Origin of the sequence: Arthrobacter wenxiniae, from assembly GCF_013376105.1 — a bacterium.
In the GTDB taxonomy this organism is placed as follows: Bacteria; Actinomycetota; Actinomycetes; order Actinomycetales; family Micrococcaceae; genus Specibacter; species Specibacter wenxiniae.
The window spans coordinates 71,143-86,803 of sequence record NZ_JAAMFM010000002.1; the positions used below are offsets into that span (position 1 = coordinate 71,143).

At 66.4% G+C, this 15,661-nt stretch carries 14 protein-coding genes; 6 read left to right on the forward strand and 8 right to left on the reverse strand.

The window, feature by feature from the left end; genetic code table 11:
- Window positions 1-241: 241 nt before the first annotated feature.
- The 3 genes from G6034_RS02050 to G6034_RS02060 all read left to right on the forward strand — a co-directional run bounded on the left by G6034_RS02050 (window position 242) and on the right by G6034_RS02060 (window position 4,765).
- Window positions 242-2,653, forward strand: a complete 2,412-nt coding sequence (locus G6034_RS02050) for a TOTE conflict system archaeo-eukaryotic primase domain-containing protein (protein ID WP_343037897.1) — start codon at window positions 242-244, stop codon at window positions 2,651-2,653.
- A gap of 389 nt (window positions 2,654-3,042) precedes the next feature.
- Window positions 3,043-3,729, forward strand: a complete 687-nt coding sequence (locus tag G6034_RS02055) for a DNA alkylation repair protein (protein WP_176633441.1) — start codon at window positions 3,043-3,045, stop codon at window positions 3,727-3,729.
- Between the two features lie 58 nt (window positions 3,730-3,787).
- A complete protein-coding gene (locus G6034_RS02060) occupies window positions 3,788-4,765 on the forward strand; it encodes an aminoglycoside phosphotransferase family protein (protein WP_176633442.1) in 978 nt (325 codons plus the stop codon).
- Between the two features lie 40 nt (window positions 4,766-4,805).
- Here the strand turns inward: G6034_RS02060 and G6034_RS02065 are convergent, their stop codons facing one another.
- The 4 genes from G6034_RS02065 to G6034_RS02080 all read right to left on the reverse strand — a co-directional run bounded on the left by G6034_RS02065 (window position 4,806) and on the right by G6034_RS02080 (window position 8,346).
- On the reverse strand, window positions 4,806-5,096 hold the full coding sequence (locus G6034_RS02065) for a pyroglutamyl-peptidase I family protein (RefSeq protein WP_176633443.1): 291 nt from the start codon (window positions 5,094-5,096) through the stop codon (window positions 4,806-4,808).
- Between the two features lie 62 nt (window positions 5,097-5,158).
- Window positions 5,159-6,754: a hypothetical protein gene (locus G6034_RS02070; protein ID WP_176633444.1), complete on the reverse strand. Its 1,596-nt coding sequence runs from the start codon at window positions 6,752-6,754 to the stop codon at window positions 5,159-5,161.
- 115 nt (window positions 6,755-6,869) lie between these two features.
- A complete protein-coding gene (locus G6034_RS02075) occupies window positions 6,870-7,481 on the reverse strand; it encodes a hypothetical protein (protein ID WP_218063472.1) in 612 nt (203 codons plus the stop codon).
- A gap of 151 nt (window positions 7,482-7,632) precedes the next feature.
- Window positions 7,633-8,346 (reverse strand): helix-turn-helix domain-containing protein, encoded by a 714-nt coding sequence (locus G6034_RS02080; protein ID WP_176633446.1) that lies wholly within the window; start codon window positions 8,344-8,346, stop codon window positions 7,633-7,635.
- A gap of 185 nt (window positions 8,347-8,531) precedes the next feature.
- Between G6034_RS02080 and G6034_RS02085 the strand changes: the two genes are divergently transcribed.
- The 3 genes from G6034_RS02085 (at window position 8,532) to G6034_RS02095 (ending at window position 9,922) form a co-directional block, all read left to right on the forward strand.
- A complete protein-coding gene (locus G6034_RS02085; RefSeq protein WP_176633447.1) occupies window positions 8,532-8,891 on the forward strand; it encodes a hypothetical protein in 360 nt (119 codons plus the stop codon).
- A 43-nt stretch (window positions 8,892-8,934) separates the two neighbouring features.
- Window positions 8,935-9,327, forward strand: coding sequence for a hypothetical protein (locus G6034_RS02090; protein WP_176633448.1), 393 nt, complete (start codon window positions 8,935-8,937; stop codon window positions 9,325-9,327).
- Between the two features lie 136 nt (window positions 9,328-9,463).
- Window positions 9,464-9,922, forward strand: a complete 459-nt coding sequence (locus tag G6034_RS02095; RefSeq protein ID WP_246295225.1) for a DUF2269 family protein — start codon at window positions 9,464-9,466, stop codon at window positions 9,920-9,922.
- A gap of 422 nt (window positions 9,923-10,344) precedes the next feature.
- Here the strand turns inward: G6034_RS02095 and G6034_RS02100 are convergent, their stop codons facing one another.
- From G6034_RS02100 to G6034_RS02115, 4 genes are all read right to left on the reverse strand, one after another.
- Complete coding sequence (locus G6034_RS02100; protein WP_176633450.1) at window positions 10,345-11,241, reverse strand: hypothetical protein; 897 nt, start codon at window positions 11,239-11,241, stop codon at window positions 10,345-10,347.
- Window positions 11,242-11,449: 208 nt separating this feature from the next.
- Window positions 11,450-12,802: a class-II fumarase/aspartase family protein gene (locus G6034_RS02105; protein ID WP_176633451.1), complete on the reverse strand. Its 1,353-nt coding sequence runs from the start codon at window positions 12,800-12,802 to the stop codon at window positions 11,450-11,452.
- Window positions 12,803-12,855: 53 nt separating this feature from the next.
- On the reverse strand, window positions 12,856-14,310 hold the full coding sequence (locus G6034_RS02110; RefSeq protein ID WP_176633452.1) for a cation:dicarboxylate symporter family transporter: 1,455 nt from the start codon (window positions 14,308-14,310) through the stop codon (window positions 12,856-12,858).
- 195 nt (window positions 14,311-14,505) lie between these two features.
- The gene (locus G6034_RS02115; RefSeq protein WP_176633453.1) at window positions 14,506-15,276 is read right to left on the reverse strand and encodes a GntR family transcriptional regulator; all 771 of its coding nucleotides are present in this window, start codon (window positions 15,274-15,276) and stop codon (window positions 14,506-14,508) included.
- Between the last annotated feature and the right edge of the window lie 385 nt (window positions 15,277-15,661).

Consider the following 15,661-nt stretch of genomic DNA (forward strand, 5'->3'; position numbering starts at 1 on the left):
TGAAGCTGCGCCCCGTTAACGGCCAATCGTGCGCCACTTCTGAAGTGGCGCACGGCAGGGGCCTGGCCGTGCGCCACTTCAGGGCGTTCGGCACGAGGGCCGTGAGTTTTGCCCCAGGGAGAGCTGCCGCGTTCAGCATGCGCAAGATTCTGCCGGGATTGTGGCGTCGGCGTCTACCGCAGGCGCCCGCAGGCCGTCGCGCGGTACCCCATTTGACCGGGCACACGGCAGAATTATTGATGTGAGGGAAAATAATGGCAGTGATGACGGCCAGGATGTTCTCCCGGGCCTTGCAGCCGCAGCCGACCAGGCTGTGGCGCGCGAGCTCGAGGACCTCCGGATGGACAACGCCCGGTTGCGCAAACTGCTGGAGCTCAGCGAGTCGGAAGCCAAGGCCGCCCATCAGGACCAGCCGGTGGTGGCCGCCACCCTGCCGACAGGTCCGGTCAATTACCATTCGGCGCCCGAAACCAAGGTCCAGTTTTACCAAGCCCTGTTCCAGGCGCGCACGGACGTCTACGCAACCCGCTGGGAAAACAGCCGGGACGGGCGGTCGGGGTGGGTGCCCACCGTCGCGGGTGGGTGGCGAAAGGGCGCGTCGCGGGACACGGCCAACTTCCTTCGCCTCACGCCGGCAACCATCGCAGCGCACCTGCGCGGGGATCAACATATTGGTTTCTACCCGCTGCTGCAAAATGACACCTGCTGGTGGGTCGCAGCGGACTTCGACGGTGCCGCGGCGATGCTGGACGCACTCGCCTATGTGAAAGCCGCGCGTTATCGAGGCATCCCGGCAGCATTGGAGATTTCGCAATCGGGCCGCGGCGCGCACGTGTGGATATTCTTTACCGCGCCAATACCCGGCGAGAAGGCACGCCAGCTGGGCACGGGCCTCATCCATGAAGCCATGGGCCTGCGCGGGAGCATGAGCTTGACGAGTTATGACAGGCTCTTTCCTTCCCAGGACGTGCATTCGGGCAAGGGCATGGGCAACCTGATCGCGGCTCCGCTGAATGGAAAACGCCGCCAACACGGGACCACCTTGTTCCTTGACACCACCACGCTTGAACCGTTCGAAGACCAGTGGGCGTACCTTTCAAGCCTGGACAGGCTCACTCCGGCGGCCGTGTCGACAGCTACCCGCCGCCTGCCCGCCGTCCGCCTCGGCCAGGAAGTCAAACGGCTGGAACTGCCACAGTCCTCGAAGATTGTTCCCCGGCCGGCAATGATCGTCCGGGCAACGTTCGCAGCCCGGCTGACCATTCATTCGACGGAACTGGGCCCGGCCATGATATCCGCCATCAAGCACGCGGCGTCGATGTTGAACCCGGACTTTTATGAGCGTCAGCGCCAGCGCCGTTCCACCTGGAACATCCCCCGCATCCTGCATTTCTTCGACGAGACCCTCGAAGGAGACCTGATCATCCCCAGAGGACTGCTTCCACTCCTCAAACAACTGGTTGAGTCCGCGGGAAGCACGTTGCGCATGGAGGACCAGCGAACGGAAGGCGCACCCGCCGACTTCGCATTTTCCGCAGCTTTACGGCCTGACCAGCAGCAGGCGTTGGAGGCCATGCTCGCCGTCGAACAGGGAATCCTCGTTGCCCCGCCAGGCGCCGGAAAAACCGTCATCGCCTGCGCGGCCATGATGCACCGCGGAGTGTCCACCCTCATCCTGGTCGACAGGAAGGCGCTTGCAGACCAGTGGCGAACCCGAATCCGTGAGCTCATGGAAGAAAAGTGCGGACAAATCGGCGGCGGACGTTTCAAGACAACCGGACGCATCGACGTGGCCCTGCTTCCCACGCTGGCCCGGCGCCAGAACGTGGCCGAGCTGACTGACGGGTATGGACTGGTCATCGCCGACGAATGCCACCATGTTCCTGCCGCCGCCTTCAGCCATGTCATGAACCAAATTCCGGCGCGGTATTGGCTGGGGCTGACGGCCACGCCATACCGCCGCGACAAGCTGGACGCCCTCATGTACCACCAGCTCGGACAGGTGGAGCACACCATGGCCCCCGTCGCACCGCAGCAGCTCCCCCGCGATGAACACGAGATTCCGGCACCGGCGCTGGAGTTGAAACTGCATCGCACCGCCTATGTGTACATCGGCGAGGCAGATCCCAGTGAGCCGGGCCAGATCTCCGAAATCTACAAGGACTTGGTGTCCGACGACCCGCGCTTTGAACAAATTTTCGATGACGTCAGGTCTGCCCATGCCGCCGACAGGCGCATCCTCTTGCTGACCACCTGGAAGGCCCACCTCGAGCGGTTCCGCGTGCGGTTCGAGGAAGTCGGGTTGAAGCCGATCATCTTCGCCGGCGGAATGAAGGCAAAGGAACGGCAAGAAGCCGTGGAAGGCCTGGACGCCGTCCCCGACAATGAACCGCTGCTGGTGCTTGGCACCGGGCAGTACATCGGCGAGGGATTTGACTGCCCAAAGCTGGATACCTTGTTTCTTGCCGCGCCAATTTCCTTTAAGGGCCGGCTGGTGCAATACGTCGGCCGCGTGACCCGTCCATATCCAGGGAAGGCAAACGCCGTGGTGCACGACTATTGGGACGAACTCACGCCGGTCCTGTCTTCGTCGCTGGGGAAGCGGGCCCCCGGATACCTCTCGCTTGGATTCCCGGATCCACGACGGATGTAGCTCCACGCGATGACGGGCGCGGCACCAGGTGGGCATTTGACGTCCCGGGAAGCCCAAACACTTCACATAGTGATGGGTGACCGGGGCAGGCTGAGGCCGCGCATGGGGCGGGCGCGTACGACGGCGGCGTCGAGGGCTGGGCGCGCGGGCGCCGCTTGGGCTGGGCGCGGCTCGGGCGGCGGGGCCGGCCAACTTTGAGGCTGCGCCCCGTTAACGGCCAATCGTGCGCCACTTCTGAAGTGGCGCACGATTGGGGCCTGGCCGTGCGCAGGCTCCAAGCCCCGCGGCTCCACGTATGGGCGGATCCCGGTCTTTCCCCGCAGCCAACCCCCCGCGGCCTCGGCTTTCCCAGTAGGCTGAATCCCACGGACGACGGGCAGGAGGCAGCAATGGCTGAGACGACAGCGGTTGGGACGACGGTCGGGGAGGTGGTGGCCGAGCTGGCCGCCCTCGAAGACCCCAAGGCCCGGGCAGTCAACGAGAAACACGGTGACGACCACGGCGTGAACCTTGGCAAGCTGCGGGCCCTGGCGAAGCGGCTGAAGACCCAGCACGAGCTCTCGCGCCAACTCTGGGCCACGGGCGACACCGCGGCGCGGCTGGTGGCCCTGCTGATCTGCCGTCCGAAGGAATTCGGCCGCGACGAACTGGACGCCATGCTCCGCCAGGCACGGATCCCGAAGGTCAACGACTGGTTCGTGAACTACGTGGTGAAGAAGAGTGTTCACGCCGAGGAACTGCGCACCGCTTGGTTTGACGATCCGGATCCGGTGGTGGCCAGTGCCGGCTGGGCGCTGACCAGCGAACGGGTGGTGAAGAGGCCCGAGGGCATCGACCTCGACGGGCTGCTCAGCCTCATCGAGGCGCGGATGAAGGACGCCCCGGACCGCCTGCAGTGGGCCATGAACACCTGCCTGGCCCAGATCGGGATCGAGTTCCCCGAGCACCGCGCCCGCGCCATCGACATCGGCGAGCGCCTCGAGGTCCTCAAGTACTACCCCACTCCGCCGAACTGCACCTCCCCGTTTGCGCCCATCTGGATCGGCGAGATGGTCCGCAGGCAGCAGGCCGTGTAGCCGGGACCGCCCACGCCGCGGCAGCCCCGGCGTCGTACCCGCGCGGTACGGTGGTCCCATGCTGATCGAGAAGCTGCACGTGGACGAGGTGGACATCGACACCGACAGGGTGGCGGCCATGGTCGCGGACCAGTTTCCGGTGTGGGCGGGCACGTCGCTGGAGCCCGTCTATCCGGCCAGCACGGACAACGTCATGTTCATCCTGAACAGGCACTTTGGCGTCAGGCTGCCGCGAACGCCCGCAGCCGCAAGGTCGCTGGAACGGGAACTGGTCCACGCGCCGAGGCTCGCGCCCATGCTGCCCGCCCGGATCCCGGCGCCGGTGGGGATTGGCCGGCCCGCGGAGGGGTATCCGTTCAAGTGGTTCATCTCGCGCTGGATCGAGGGCGGCAATCCCGTCCCGGGCCGGCCGGACCACCCGATTCCCAACAGGCTCGCGGTGGACGTGGCACGGTTTGCCCGCGCGCTGCACAGCGTGGTGCCGCCCCCCGCGTCGGAGGAGCTGTTTTCCTACCGCGGCGACAGGTCCGTGCGGCCGCGTGAGGCGGACACGCGCGCGGCCATTGGCAGGTGCGGGGACCACTTTGACACGGCCGCGCTCCACCGGGCGTGGGACGTGGCCGTGGAGGCGCCGGAGGGGACCGGGCCGCCCAGCTGGATCCACACCGACCTCCACCCCGGCAACCTCCTGGTGAAACACGGCCGGCTCGAGGGCGTCCTCGATTGGGGCGGGCTTGCGGTGGGCGATCCCGCCATCGACCTGATTGTCGCGTGGAACCTGTTCGGCCCGGAGGAGCGGGAGGTGTTCCGTGCGGAAATGAAGGCCGACGACGGCACCTGGGCGCGCGGGCGGGCCTGGGCCCTGTCCGTGGGGCTGGTCGCCTTCCCGTACTACGTGCACACGAACCGCGCCCTGGCCGCCGTGTCCTGGTACCAGATCGGGCAGGTCCTGGCCGAGCTCACCGAAGCCGATCTCCCCGCAACCCGGGGCGCCGCGCGGCAGGACGTCAGTGCGTGGCGCCCGCCCCCAGCTTAATGTCCGCGCCGGTTGGCGGGGCCGTGCGGGCAATGACCTCTTAACGGGGCCGTGCGGGCAATGATCTCCAGGCCCCGCGCCATCGAGGCAATCTCCATGGACGGGTGGTCCCGCCCGGCCGCGACACCTCCGCCGGAATGCCGGCGCGGCTGAGCCCTGGCAGGCAGGCCTTGAGCGGCAGGGTGCTGAAATGGCCCACCGGCCCGCACGGAACCACGGGCTCGTCCACGGGCAGGTTGCCCGCGTTGTCGGGGATCCGCGCGTCGTCCATGTAGACGGCGGCCCGGGACGGGTTGAGCGCCCCGCCGCCAACGGGTTCAAGACCGGTCATCTGGATCAGGCCTGGAGCCCATGTGCCGCTTCGCCGTTCCCGAATTGCCACGCGCGGCCGCGCTAGCCGCACAGCAGCACGCCCGCCCGGTAGCCGTAGCGGGCCTCAAGGCGGTCTATGCCGTGGGGGTCGTGGCCCGTGAGCGCCTCCTGGACCACCTCTGCGGGGGCGGCATACTCGGCGTTGAGGTGGTTCAGGGCCCAGGCGGTGCCGCTGAACGCCCACTCGAACACCAGCACGGCGCCGAGCAGGGCGGCTCCCACCAGGTAGTGGGCCGGCGTCCACGGGGCCGTGCCATGAACAGGCCCGTCCACCAGCGACGGCGTGGACAGGACGCAGAAGCCCGCGGCGAAGAACCCGACAAACACGGCGGATTCCGTGGCGCCGAAGGTGACGCCGGAGCGGATGACCCACCGGCTGCGGACCGCGAACTGCCAATACACCCAGGCGTTGACCACGGTGAGCACCGCATAGAGGCCCAGCGCCGCGACGGTCCACCACGGGACGGCGTCGACCAGTGGTGGCACCAGCAGGGCGCCCGCCACGGCCAAGGCGGCGATGACCAGCGGGGGCAGGGCCAGGAGCAGCCGGGTCCGCTGTGCCCTGGCTGCGGGTGCGGCCTGTACGGACTTGCTTTCACGGGACATCCATGGCGGAGCGTCCCGGCCCGAAGCGCCCCGCGCCCCCGGCGAGGGCACCGAACCGCGCACCCCGCCGGCGCCGGCATCTCCGCCACCCGCCTCAACCCCGCCCGCCTCAACCCCGCCCGCCTCAACCCCGCCCGCCTCAACGATCCGGGATGGCTCATGGTCCAGCGGTGCCGGCTCCGGGGCGAAGTCGGCAAACTCCTGCCCCACATACCGGCGCTCAATCAGGGTCCTGTCCTTGTCAAAGGGCCGCTCAGGATCGGTCCACACGTCGTATTCGTTGCCTTCGGCCGGCGCCCACACCGGGTAGGACAGCAGCCGCACCCGGGTGACTTCCTCACGCCCGCCGGCCGCGTGTTCAAGCTCCACGTGGAACAGCGCCATGCCGTCCACCCAACGTTTCTCCGACGTCACCGAGACCACCCGCCCAACGGAATGATCGCCGTCGTCAATCAGGACGGCCAGGCGCCCGCGGTCGTCCTGGGCCCGGCGCCACAGGATCCGCGCATGCCGGAGCATCCTCCGCGCGGGGATGAGCAGCAGGACGGCCACGCCGGCGAGCAGGAGGGCCTCGAGCCCGTCCCCGGAGACCAGGCGGATCGCCGCGGCGGCCGCGCAGCCCAGCACGAGGCCGCTCAGTACGGCCGCGGACGTGACGCGTCGGGCGCGGTGCGGGGCCACGGTGCGGCTGTGGAGGGCGGAGGTCTGCTTCAGGAAGCCGTAGCCCATGACGTGCTTGAAGTTGGCGCCGATTTCCGGGCCCACGGCCAGCGCGCCCACCACCCCGACCACGAAGAGCAGCGCCGGAATGAACAGGGCCGGATCCTCCAGCGTGTGGGCCAGGTGGAACGGTGAGAAGAAGCCGAGCATGGCCACGGCCAGCGCCCAGAGCAGCCCCACCAGCACCAGCGCGCGCATGGCCTTGCGGACGTATCCATCCCACACGACGGGCGAGGCAGGCAGCGGAATCCGCCCGGACCCCGGCAACGCCCTCGACATCGGATACGCCATCAATGCCCCCTCACCCTCGGTGCCCCTCATTGTGCCACGGGTCCCATCTCCAAGTGCGACGCCGGACCCTGCCCGGGTGTCCCGGCGGGGGTGCCGGTGCGGGGTGCCGGGGCGGCTAGGGCCCCTTGTCCTTCCTCAGAGTTTTGATGGGGACAAAGTTGTTGTTTGCGGAAAGTATGCGGAGGACGTCGCGACCATATTGGCGCCTGTCCTGATCGATGATGGCCCAGGCAGGGTGCGCCGCATTGCCAAGCTGCTTGTAGAGCGAGCCGATCCTGGACCGGTCGCTGCCGCGCATCTCCTTGGCCATGGCAAGCGGATCGGTTGAGCAAATGGACAAGACCGCGGCATCCTCCAGGTGCCGTTCGCGGTCACGCGAGTCTTCCAAATAGGCAGCCCCCTTCAGGACGAGGGCACCGAGTTGGTTCGGGACGCTGATCAACACGGACTCGCCGGGGAGCGTAGCCACCTCGCAGTCAACCGTACGCCTCAAGGCCTGGGTGCCTCCCGCCATCCTAAACGGGCGACGGCCGCCAAGCTTGGGTTGGATTCGAGGAGCAACGTGATCAGCGATCATGACATCCACTTGTTCTCTGCCGCGGACAAAACGATGGGCAGGGGCACCGGCATCTATGGAAAGCGAAAGGTTGTAGCCCAACTCTTCGAGGACCCGCTGAACTGCGGTGAGAGTGGTGGCGCCTGTCTCGACGTGCAGCACAATGTCCACGTCAGAGGTTGGCCTGGCAATGCGAACTCTCGCCCTTGCCGAATGCAACTGCACCATGAGCCCGCCCACGAGCGTCCATTTGCTCGAAGGGAGCGCGCGGGCCAACTCAATGCACTGTGGCCACGGACTGTCCCACCCGCCGCGAGGAGCATCAACGTGCCATTGAGGGCGATTTACCATGGTTTTTCTCCTGCCACTTCTTGAGGGCGGCTTCGAGGACTGCTTCGCCGGCAGAACGTTCCCTCGACGAAAGTGAGTCCATCAGGTCTACTGCAATTACCGGTGCAGGGAGTTCCCCGTTCTGAACGGGTGCCGGATCGGCGATGACGCGGAGTGTCACATTGCCATCGGGATCGGGAACCATCGCAAAATTGCGGACCAGTTGATCCACTTCGCTTGAAAGGACGTACCCTTCAGCAACGTCGGAGCCGCCCGCAAGACCAAAGGTTTGCGCAACGGTGCTGTCCCGCAAGGCCGCTGCACCGCTGGACAGCAGGAGTTCTGCGACGCTTTCAACGGCGCTGGGCGTGACCCGGTAGCGCCGGTTTGCATCCTTGGTGGTTACGTGGGCGGCCAGCTCCTTGGCATCGAGGTGCCGCAAACGTTGCCTCAAGCGGTATCGTGATGAAGCATCGATCCAGCCGGTCGGCTGGCCGGAAAGCATCGCGAGGGCGCCCCACGCCATGTCGGCGCTCCAAGGGCGCCCCACCCGGGTCCCTCGGTTCTTCAACCTGACCACGGATGACCGGTCAACCAAGATGTTTCTGCCGATCCGCGCCGACGCCGTCAGGCTGCCGGAGCCGACGAGCTTTCGCACGGCGACACTTGTGACACCCAGTTCTTCGGCCGCCTGCGAGGTGGTCATCCACGTTGACTCCATACGTAAGGGTAGCGTTAAGATAACCATTATGTATATACCTAAACGTTGATCAAACGATAGGATTACGCCCATTCGACCGCCAGGCCACTCCTGTTCCACTCTCCCCGGTGGCTGGTGCCGTCAACCTGGCCGCATTCTGCGCCGCCGCTCCCGGCTGGTAGAAATGGACCATGACGTATCCCCCGCAGCCGCCACCGGCACGCGAACAACCGCTGCAGCCGCGGTCGCAGCTGACGGGCACGCTCGTGGCGGCCGCCGGCTGGCTGGTGGTGGTCATCCCGATCATTGCCATGGCCCTGATCATCTTCGCCGCCGTCACCAACCCGGCGACAAGCATCGCGACTGTCGGCAAGATCGCCCTGATCATCCTCGGCGCCGCACTCCTTTTCTGCATGATCGCCACGCCCCACCTGCTCGGGCAGGCCGCGATCCACAGGGAGCGCGACATGTGGAGGGCCGCGCTGTGGACCGGCATCCCCACGGTGTGCGTGATCCTGTACCTGGCCGTCCGCTGGCTGGCGAACCTGTAGCCCTGCACAGCAACCGCCTAGCTTCGCCTGCTACACATGGACCATGAGCCGACGCCAGCACTTCGTCCCCTCCCAGCGCCTGCCCGTGTCCGTCACGTCCGTCGCCGCGGGCACCAAGCCCCGCCGGTCCGTCCTGTGGATTGTGGGCATCGTCCTGGTCGGCTGGCTTGTGCTGGCATACCCGGCCGTGCTCCTGGCGCTCTTGTCCGTCCTCTTGATGGCCGGCACGGCATCGAGCCCGGCAACCGCGGGCTCCGTGGCGGCCGGTGTTTTCGGCATGGCAGCCGTGCTCTGCATGGTCGCCGCCCCGCCGCTCACGGGGCTGGCCGTCAGCTGGCGCCGCCGCGGCCTGTGGGTCGGTGCGGTTGTCACGTGGGTATTTACCATCGTCGCCGTGGTCTACCTGCTGGTGAACTGGATCCTCCCGCTCGCCTGACCGCCGGTGATCGAACTTGCCGGGATCCCATCGGTCGGGACATGCCCGATGGGACCACCAATCTTGACCCGCTGGTGTTGACTGGAAAGACAGCAGGCCGGAAACAATTGAAAGGCAGTTTTTAATGGATACCGTAATGATTATTTTGCATGTGGTGGCAGCCGTGTTCCTGGTGGGGCCGATGGCGATACTGCCCATGACGGCCCTGAGGTCGCTCCGGGCACGCGACGCCGGCCAGACCGCGTCCCTGGCGAAGAGCGTGAACCTGTACTCGCTGCTGTCACTGATCGTGGTGTTCTTCGGGTTTGGCGCCATGGGCATGGCGGAGAAGAGCGACAACCTCTCCTTCACGACGCCGTGGATCCTCATCTCGATCATCCTGTACGCCGTCGCGCTCGCCATCAACCTGGCCGTGGTGGTCCCCGCGCTGCGTCGGGCGGCCGACGAGTTTCCCGACGCCGGGGCCACCGCCGGCCAGGGCGGTTCCGCTGCCGCCGCCGTCAAGTCCCGGGAATATCCGCGCGTCGCGATGGGCTCGGGACTGTCGGCACTTCTGCTGGTCGCCGTGGTGGTCCTGATGGTCTGGAAGCCCTGACCCACCTGGAATGCCGGCGTCAGCGCGTGCTCAGCAATGAACCAAGGCGGCCCGGGCGACTCGCAAGTCCACGGCGTCGATTTATCCACTCGGTAGACTAAACCCGGGGCAGCTGATACAAAGTTGCCATGGACCCTTCCTCCGCCCACGCGCCGGCGCTGGCCGAAACGTCCGCCAAAAAGTCCTTCGGCATGGTGGGCCGCCGTAATCACGCTGGTCGGCTGAATGATACTCGCCTACCCGGCATTCATCGCCTTGTTTCTGACGGCCGCGCCGTTCTCCGGCTGCTTTCTGGAATGCGCCACGCCGAAGCCGCAGCCCGGGGCCGGCATGGCAGGTGTGATCATCCTGGCCGCCATGGTGGCGGGCTGGCCCCGCAGGGCCAGCCCGCCTCGCCTTCAACGAAGATGCAGGGGTCTGACCTACTTGGTGTTCCAGTAGACGCGCTGATTCTGCGCCAGAGAGAACGTGGGCTCGACGTAAACCTTCGCCCCGGCAACCGCTGCTGCGGGGACGTCCATGCACACCTGGTACTCGCCCGTCCCCCCATTCTCAAGGGTTGGTACCGAGCTGCCGGGCTTGGCCGGGGTGGCGTTGCAGGTGCTGCTGGAATATTGGCGGACGTCGCTGCCCACAAACTTCACCCCGAGGTCGATCCAGGGATCGCCCTCCTTGTCACCGACATACTTCACGGCGACATCGATCAAAACGTATTGGCCTTTGGCGGGCTCGTTGAACTGGTTGGCAGCAGCAATCGCGTCGCCGGCGTTGACGTTGACGCTTTTGATGGAAACGTCATACTCGCTTCCGACTTTCGCCGTGGCGCCCAGGACGAGCGGAGCGGATTCGGCCTTCTTCTGATCCTTTGCGGGGGCATCCACAACACCGTCCGCGCTGTCGCTGACTGCCTTGCTGACACCATCGATCACGGAAACGTAGTATGCCTGCGAGGCGAGGACGCCGACCAGGGAAACCACTGCGATCACCAGCGCAACGATGGACATCGCCTTGGCCTTGGACTTCTTCCTCACGGCGATGATCAGGGCCGGGATGGCGAATCCCAGGGCCAGCAGGCCCAGGAAGAACACGAGGTTGTTCACGATCGGTATCCAGCACAGCAGGAGAGACACGATGGCCAGGACCAAGGCGGTGAGTGCCAGTGCCTTGCCGGCACGCTTGTCACCGGCGGGCATCGACAGCGGTGCGAACTGAGCGGGCGGGAGGCCGGGTCCTCCCGCTGGCGGCGTCGTTGAGGGCGGCAGATCCGACGGCGGCACATAGACGGACCCTTGCTGCTGGTCCAAAGATTCATTCCCCATGGTGGTGCTCCTGATATCGAGTGATGCGAGGAGGCAACCACTGCCCCCTGCCGGCACAGGATCCTGGCGGATCCGGCACCTGACATCAATGTAGGAGGAGGGTCTGACAAAGTTGTTTGGCGACGGTGGGGGAACCGGTGACTGTGGTCGAGGTTGTCGAAACCCAGGCCTCGACAAGCTCGATCACCGGGGCGGGCCCGCGGGGCCGTTACCGTGCCAGGCCGTCCACCACTTGCCGCGTCATGGCCTTGGCGCTGCCCAGATAACCCGCCGGTTCGCACAGTTCGGCGATCCGATCGGCGCCGAGCTGGCGCACCAGGTCCTCGTGCTTGAGCAGCTCCGCCTTCAGCTCGCCCTTGGACTCGATGGCGGCGCGGCAGGCCTCGTAGATCACCTCGTGCGCTTCCTGCCGTCCCAGGACCGGGGCGATGGCCATCATGACGGCCTCAGCCACAATGAGTCCGTGCGTCAACTGCGTGTTTTGGTACATGCGGTCCACATCCACCTCAAGGCCGGAGAGCATGAACTCTGCCTGGTGCAGGGAGCTGGCCAGGAGCAGGAATGCCTCCGGAATCGTTGCCCACTCCAGGTGCCAGGGGCCGGTGGCCCGCTCAAAGTCCTGCATCAGCGCATCCAGCATGACCGAGGACTTCTCCCGCAGCAGTTTGCCGGCGGCCAGCATCAGCTCGCTCGAGATCGGGTTGCGCTTCTGCGGCATCGTGGAGCTGGCGCCGCGGCCGGTCACGAAGGGCTCGGCCAGCTCCCCGTACTCGGAGGAGCACATCATCATGACGTCCCAGGCGATCTTGCCCAGGGACCCGCCAATGTTGGCGAACAGCGAGACCAGCTCGGCCAGCCCGTCCCGCGCCACGTGCCAGGTGATTTCGGGATCGCGCAGGCCCAGTTCGGCGGCCAGCCCAGCGCGGACGGCCAACCCTTCGGGCCCCTCCCCCAGAGACGCCAGCGTCCCGGCCGCCCCGCCGAACTGGACCATCAGGTCCCGCTCCCGTGCCTGCTGCAGCCGTTCCGCATGCCGGTCCAGCGCCGAGAGCCACACGGCGCAGCGGTACCCAAATGTCACGGGGAGGGCGTGCTGGAGGTGTGTGCGCCCGGCGGCGACAGTGTCGATGTGCTCCGCGGCCAGCCGGGCCAGGGCCCTGCGCACGACGTCCAGCTGGGCGGACAGCAGTTCCACCCCGGCCTTGCACTGGAGCATGACGGCGGTGTCCATGATGTCCTGCGTGGTGGCGCCCCAATGCACATAGCCGCCAGCGTCGCCGCACTGTTCGGCCACCTGCTTGACGATGGGCAGGATGGGGTAGCCCACGATTTCCGTTTCCTCGCGGAGGCGGTCCATGTCCAGCGTCTCGACGTTGGCCTTCTCGGTGATCTGCCCCGCGGCCACCACCGGAATCACGCCGACGCGCGCCTGGGCCCGGGCGAGGGCCGTCTCGGTGTCGATGATGCGGCCGATGTAGGCGGTGTCGGAAAATATGTCGCGCATCTCCGGAGTGCCGAACATGTTGCGGAACAGCTGGGAATCAAAGGCCGTGGTGTTCATGGTCTCTCTCAAAGTCTTGAAGGGTTGATCTCGCGTTGCCTGCGGGGGTGGTGTCAGTGGGAACGGACGACGGCGGTCAGCTCGTCTTGGTTCTCCGGCTCGCCGGCCGGGCCAGCCTGGTCGGCCCGCGCCACCGCGGCATCCGAGGGGGCGCCGGCGGGCGGGCCGCCCAAGGAGGCATCGGCGTCGTACTCTTCCCTGTCAGCCTTCAGCCAGAATCCGGTGGGGTCGGCGAGTGCCTCGCGGACCGTGGGCATGTGAAGTTCCTTGGTCCACTTGGCTACGACCAGGGTGGCCACGACGTTGCCGAAGGTGTTGCAGAAGGCGGTGGCGATGGACATGAAGCGGTAGACGCCGAACAGGATGGCCACGCCTTCGATGGGCAGGTATCCGGTGGCGGCAATGGTGGCGGCAAACACCACGTAAGTGCCCCCGGAGACGGTCGCGGCGCCCTTTGAGGTCAGGAGCATGATGACCAGGAGGCCGATCTGCTCCGGGATGCCCATGTGGATGCCGTACACATTGGCCAGGAAAAGCGTGCTCAGGGCCATGTAAATGGAGGTGCCGTCGAGGTTGAATGCGTAGCCGGTGGGGACCACCAGGCCCACGGCCTGCTTGGACACGCCCATCATGGGCAGCTTGCGCAGCAGTCCGGGCAGCGCGGATTCGCTGGAGGCGGTGCCCAGGACCAGGGACATCTCGATGCGCACATAGCGCAGGACGCGGAAGATGTTGAAGCCGGAGAGCAGGCTCACCAGCCCGAGCACCCCGAAGACGAAGAACGCGATCACGGCCCAATACTGGAGCACGAGTTCGGCCAGGGCCAGCAGCATGGCGCTGCCGTTGGTGCCCACGGCGTAGGCGATGGCGCCGAAGGCACCGATGGGCGCGAGCTTCATGATGACGTTGATGAAGCCGAACATGGCCTCGGAGATGGTTTCCAGCCCGCCGGTGACCTTGGCGCGCATGTGCGGCTTAAGGGTGAGCAGTCCGGCGCCGAAGATGATGGCGAGGATCAGCACCTGCAGCAGCTGGCCTGAACTGAACGCGCCGATGAAGTTGTCCGGGAAGATGCCCTTGAGGAAGGCCGTGAAACCGGGCTCGGCCGCGCCGGCCGGGGCGGCCCCGGCGCTGGACTGCAGGGCGTGGGCGCCCTTGCCTACCCCGAAGAGGTTTCCGGCCACGAGCCCAAGGAGCAAGGCGACGGTGGAGAGAACTTCGAAGTAGACCAGGGCGAAGAACCCGATGCGGCTCGCCTTTTTCAGGTCGCCGGCGGCGCCGATGCCGAGCACCACTGTCAGGAACACGAGCGGGGCGACGCCGGCCTTGATGAGAGACAGGAAGAGGTCGCCGACGATCTTGAACTGGCTGGCGATGCCGGGAAGGGCAAACCCAAACACAATGCCCACGGCCATGGCGATCATCACTTGGGCACCCAGTCCGCGGTACCACTTCTTCCGGGCTGCAGACGCGCTCGGCGCTGAGCTCAGCTGCTGGAGAGTTTTCATTTTGCCTCTTACCTGTCTAGACAACTTATCTGTCTAGACAAATATGAGACATGGCCCACGGAATGTCAAGGGGTGCGGTGAAGGAATCCGGCGGCGAAGGCGGGCACGGTGCGGCGTGGTAGCCCGCGAAAGTGGGCCGCAGTGCCGCGCGAAGGCACGGAACTTTTTCGATTTTGAGGGTTTTGCGACGCCGCGTCAGCGGGGTTCGAGAATGGTTTCGTAGACGAATGTGTCGCCGGGGTGCAAGCTGACCACGACGACGAAGAGGCCGTCGTTGCGGTCCATGTATTGGCGGGTGAATTCCAGCGCCAGCGCGCCGATGGGACGGTCGAGGGCGGCGGCAGCTTCGGTCGGCACGGTTGTGGCGCGGATGCGCTGGACTACACGGTCAATCGTGCGGTCAGTCTTGGCGCAGATGAGGTCCGCGACGAGGCGTTCGCTGCCGTGGATGTCGGCCTGGATGAGCTCCCAGTCATCGGCGGACACGTAGATGCGCGACCACGACTCGACCCTCATGGCATCCGTTTCGCTTTGGCGGGTGGTGGTCACCCGGATGAAGCCGCCGCCGGCGGGCAGGCCCGTGAGCCGGGCGGTTTGGGCGTCAAGGGTGACATCCTCGACGTGCAGGACGCTGCGCACCGCGGTCTGGCCGTAGCTGACAAGGTCGTCGATGGAGGCCAGCCGTGAGGAGAACTCGGTGACGGGCGTGGGGCGGATGACGCGGGTCCCCTGCCCCTTGCGCCGGCCGACCAATCCCTGGGCCTCGACCTGCCGCAGCGCGCTGCGCAGCGTTTCCCGGGAGACGCCGTACTCGGCGGCCAGGCCCGGTTCCGAAGGCAGGAAGCCGCCCACCAGCCACTCGCCAGACGCGATGCGGCGCGCCAGGTCGGCGGCGATGACTTGGTAGCGAGCCTGGCCCCGTCGCGGCTCGGTCGTCTGCAGTTGTTGCCGGCTAAGTGGTCCCATGGTGGTTCCATTGTTCCATCAGTCGCCGGCTAAGTGGTCCGGACCGTTCACGGCACAGGGTCTCGATGCCTTCCGTGGAGACACTGACGGCCTGACAAACGCCTAGACGCGTTTCCCCGATTTCGCCAACCCCCTGGAACCATGCGGATCGGCATTATTGCCGCTGCCAGGCAGGACGGCGTTGCCAATGCCCGCCTGCTCCTCCCCCGATTCGGGAGACCAGGCGGTGACGGTCCCCGTGGGTGGTCCCCGCTGTCTCCTTCCACGGGCTGCCGACCCTGGAACAGGTGGACACCGAGGGCAAGCGCGGGTGCGCATGAGCTTGGCGCCTGAGCTTGGCACCGGTGACTGGCACTGGAACCGGCAGACCGGTGATTGAGCTTGT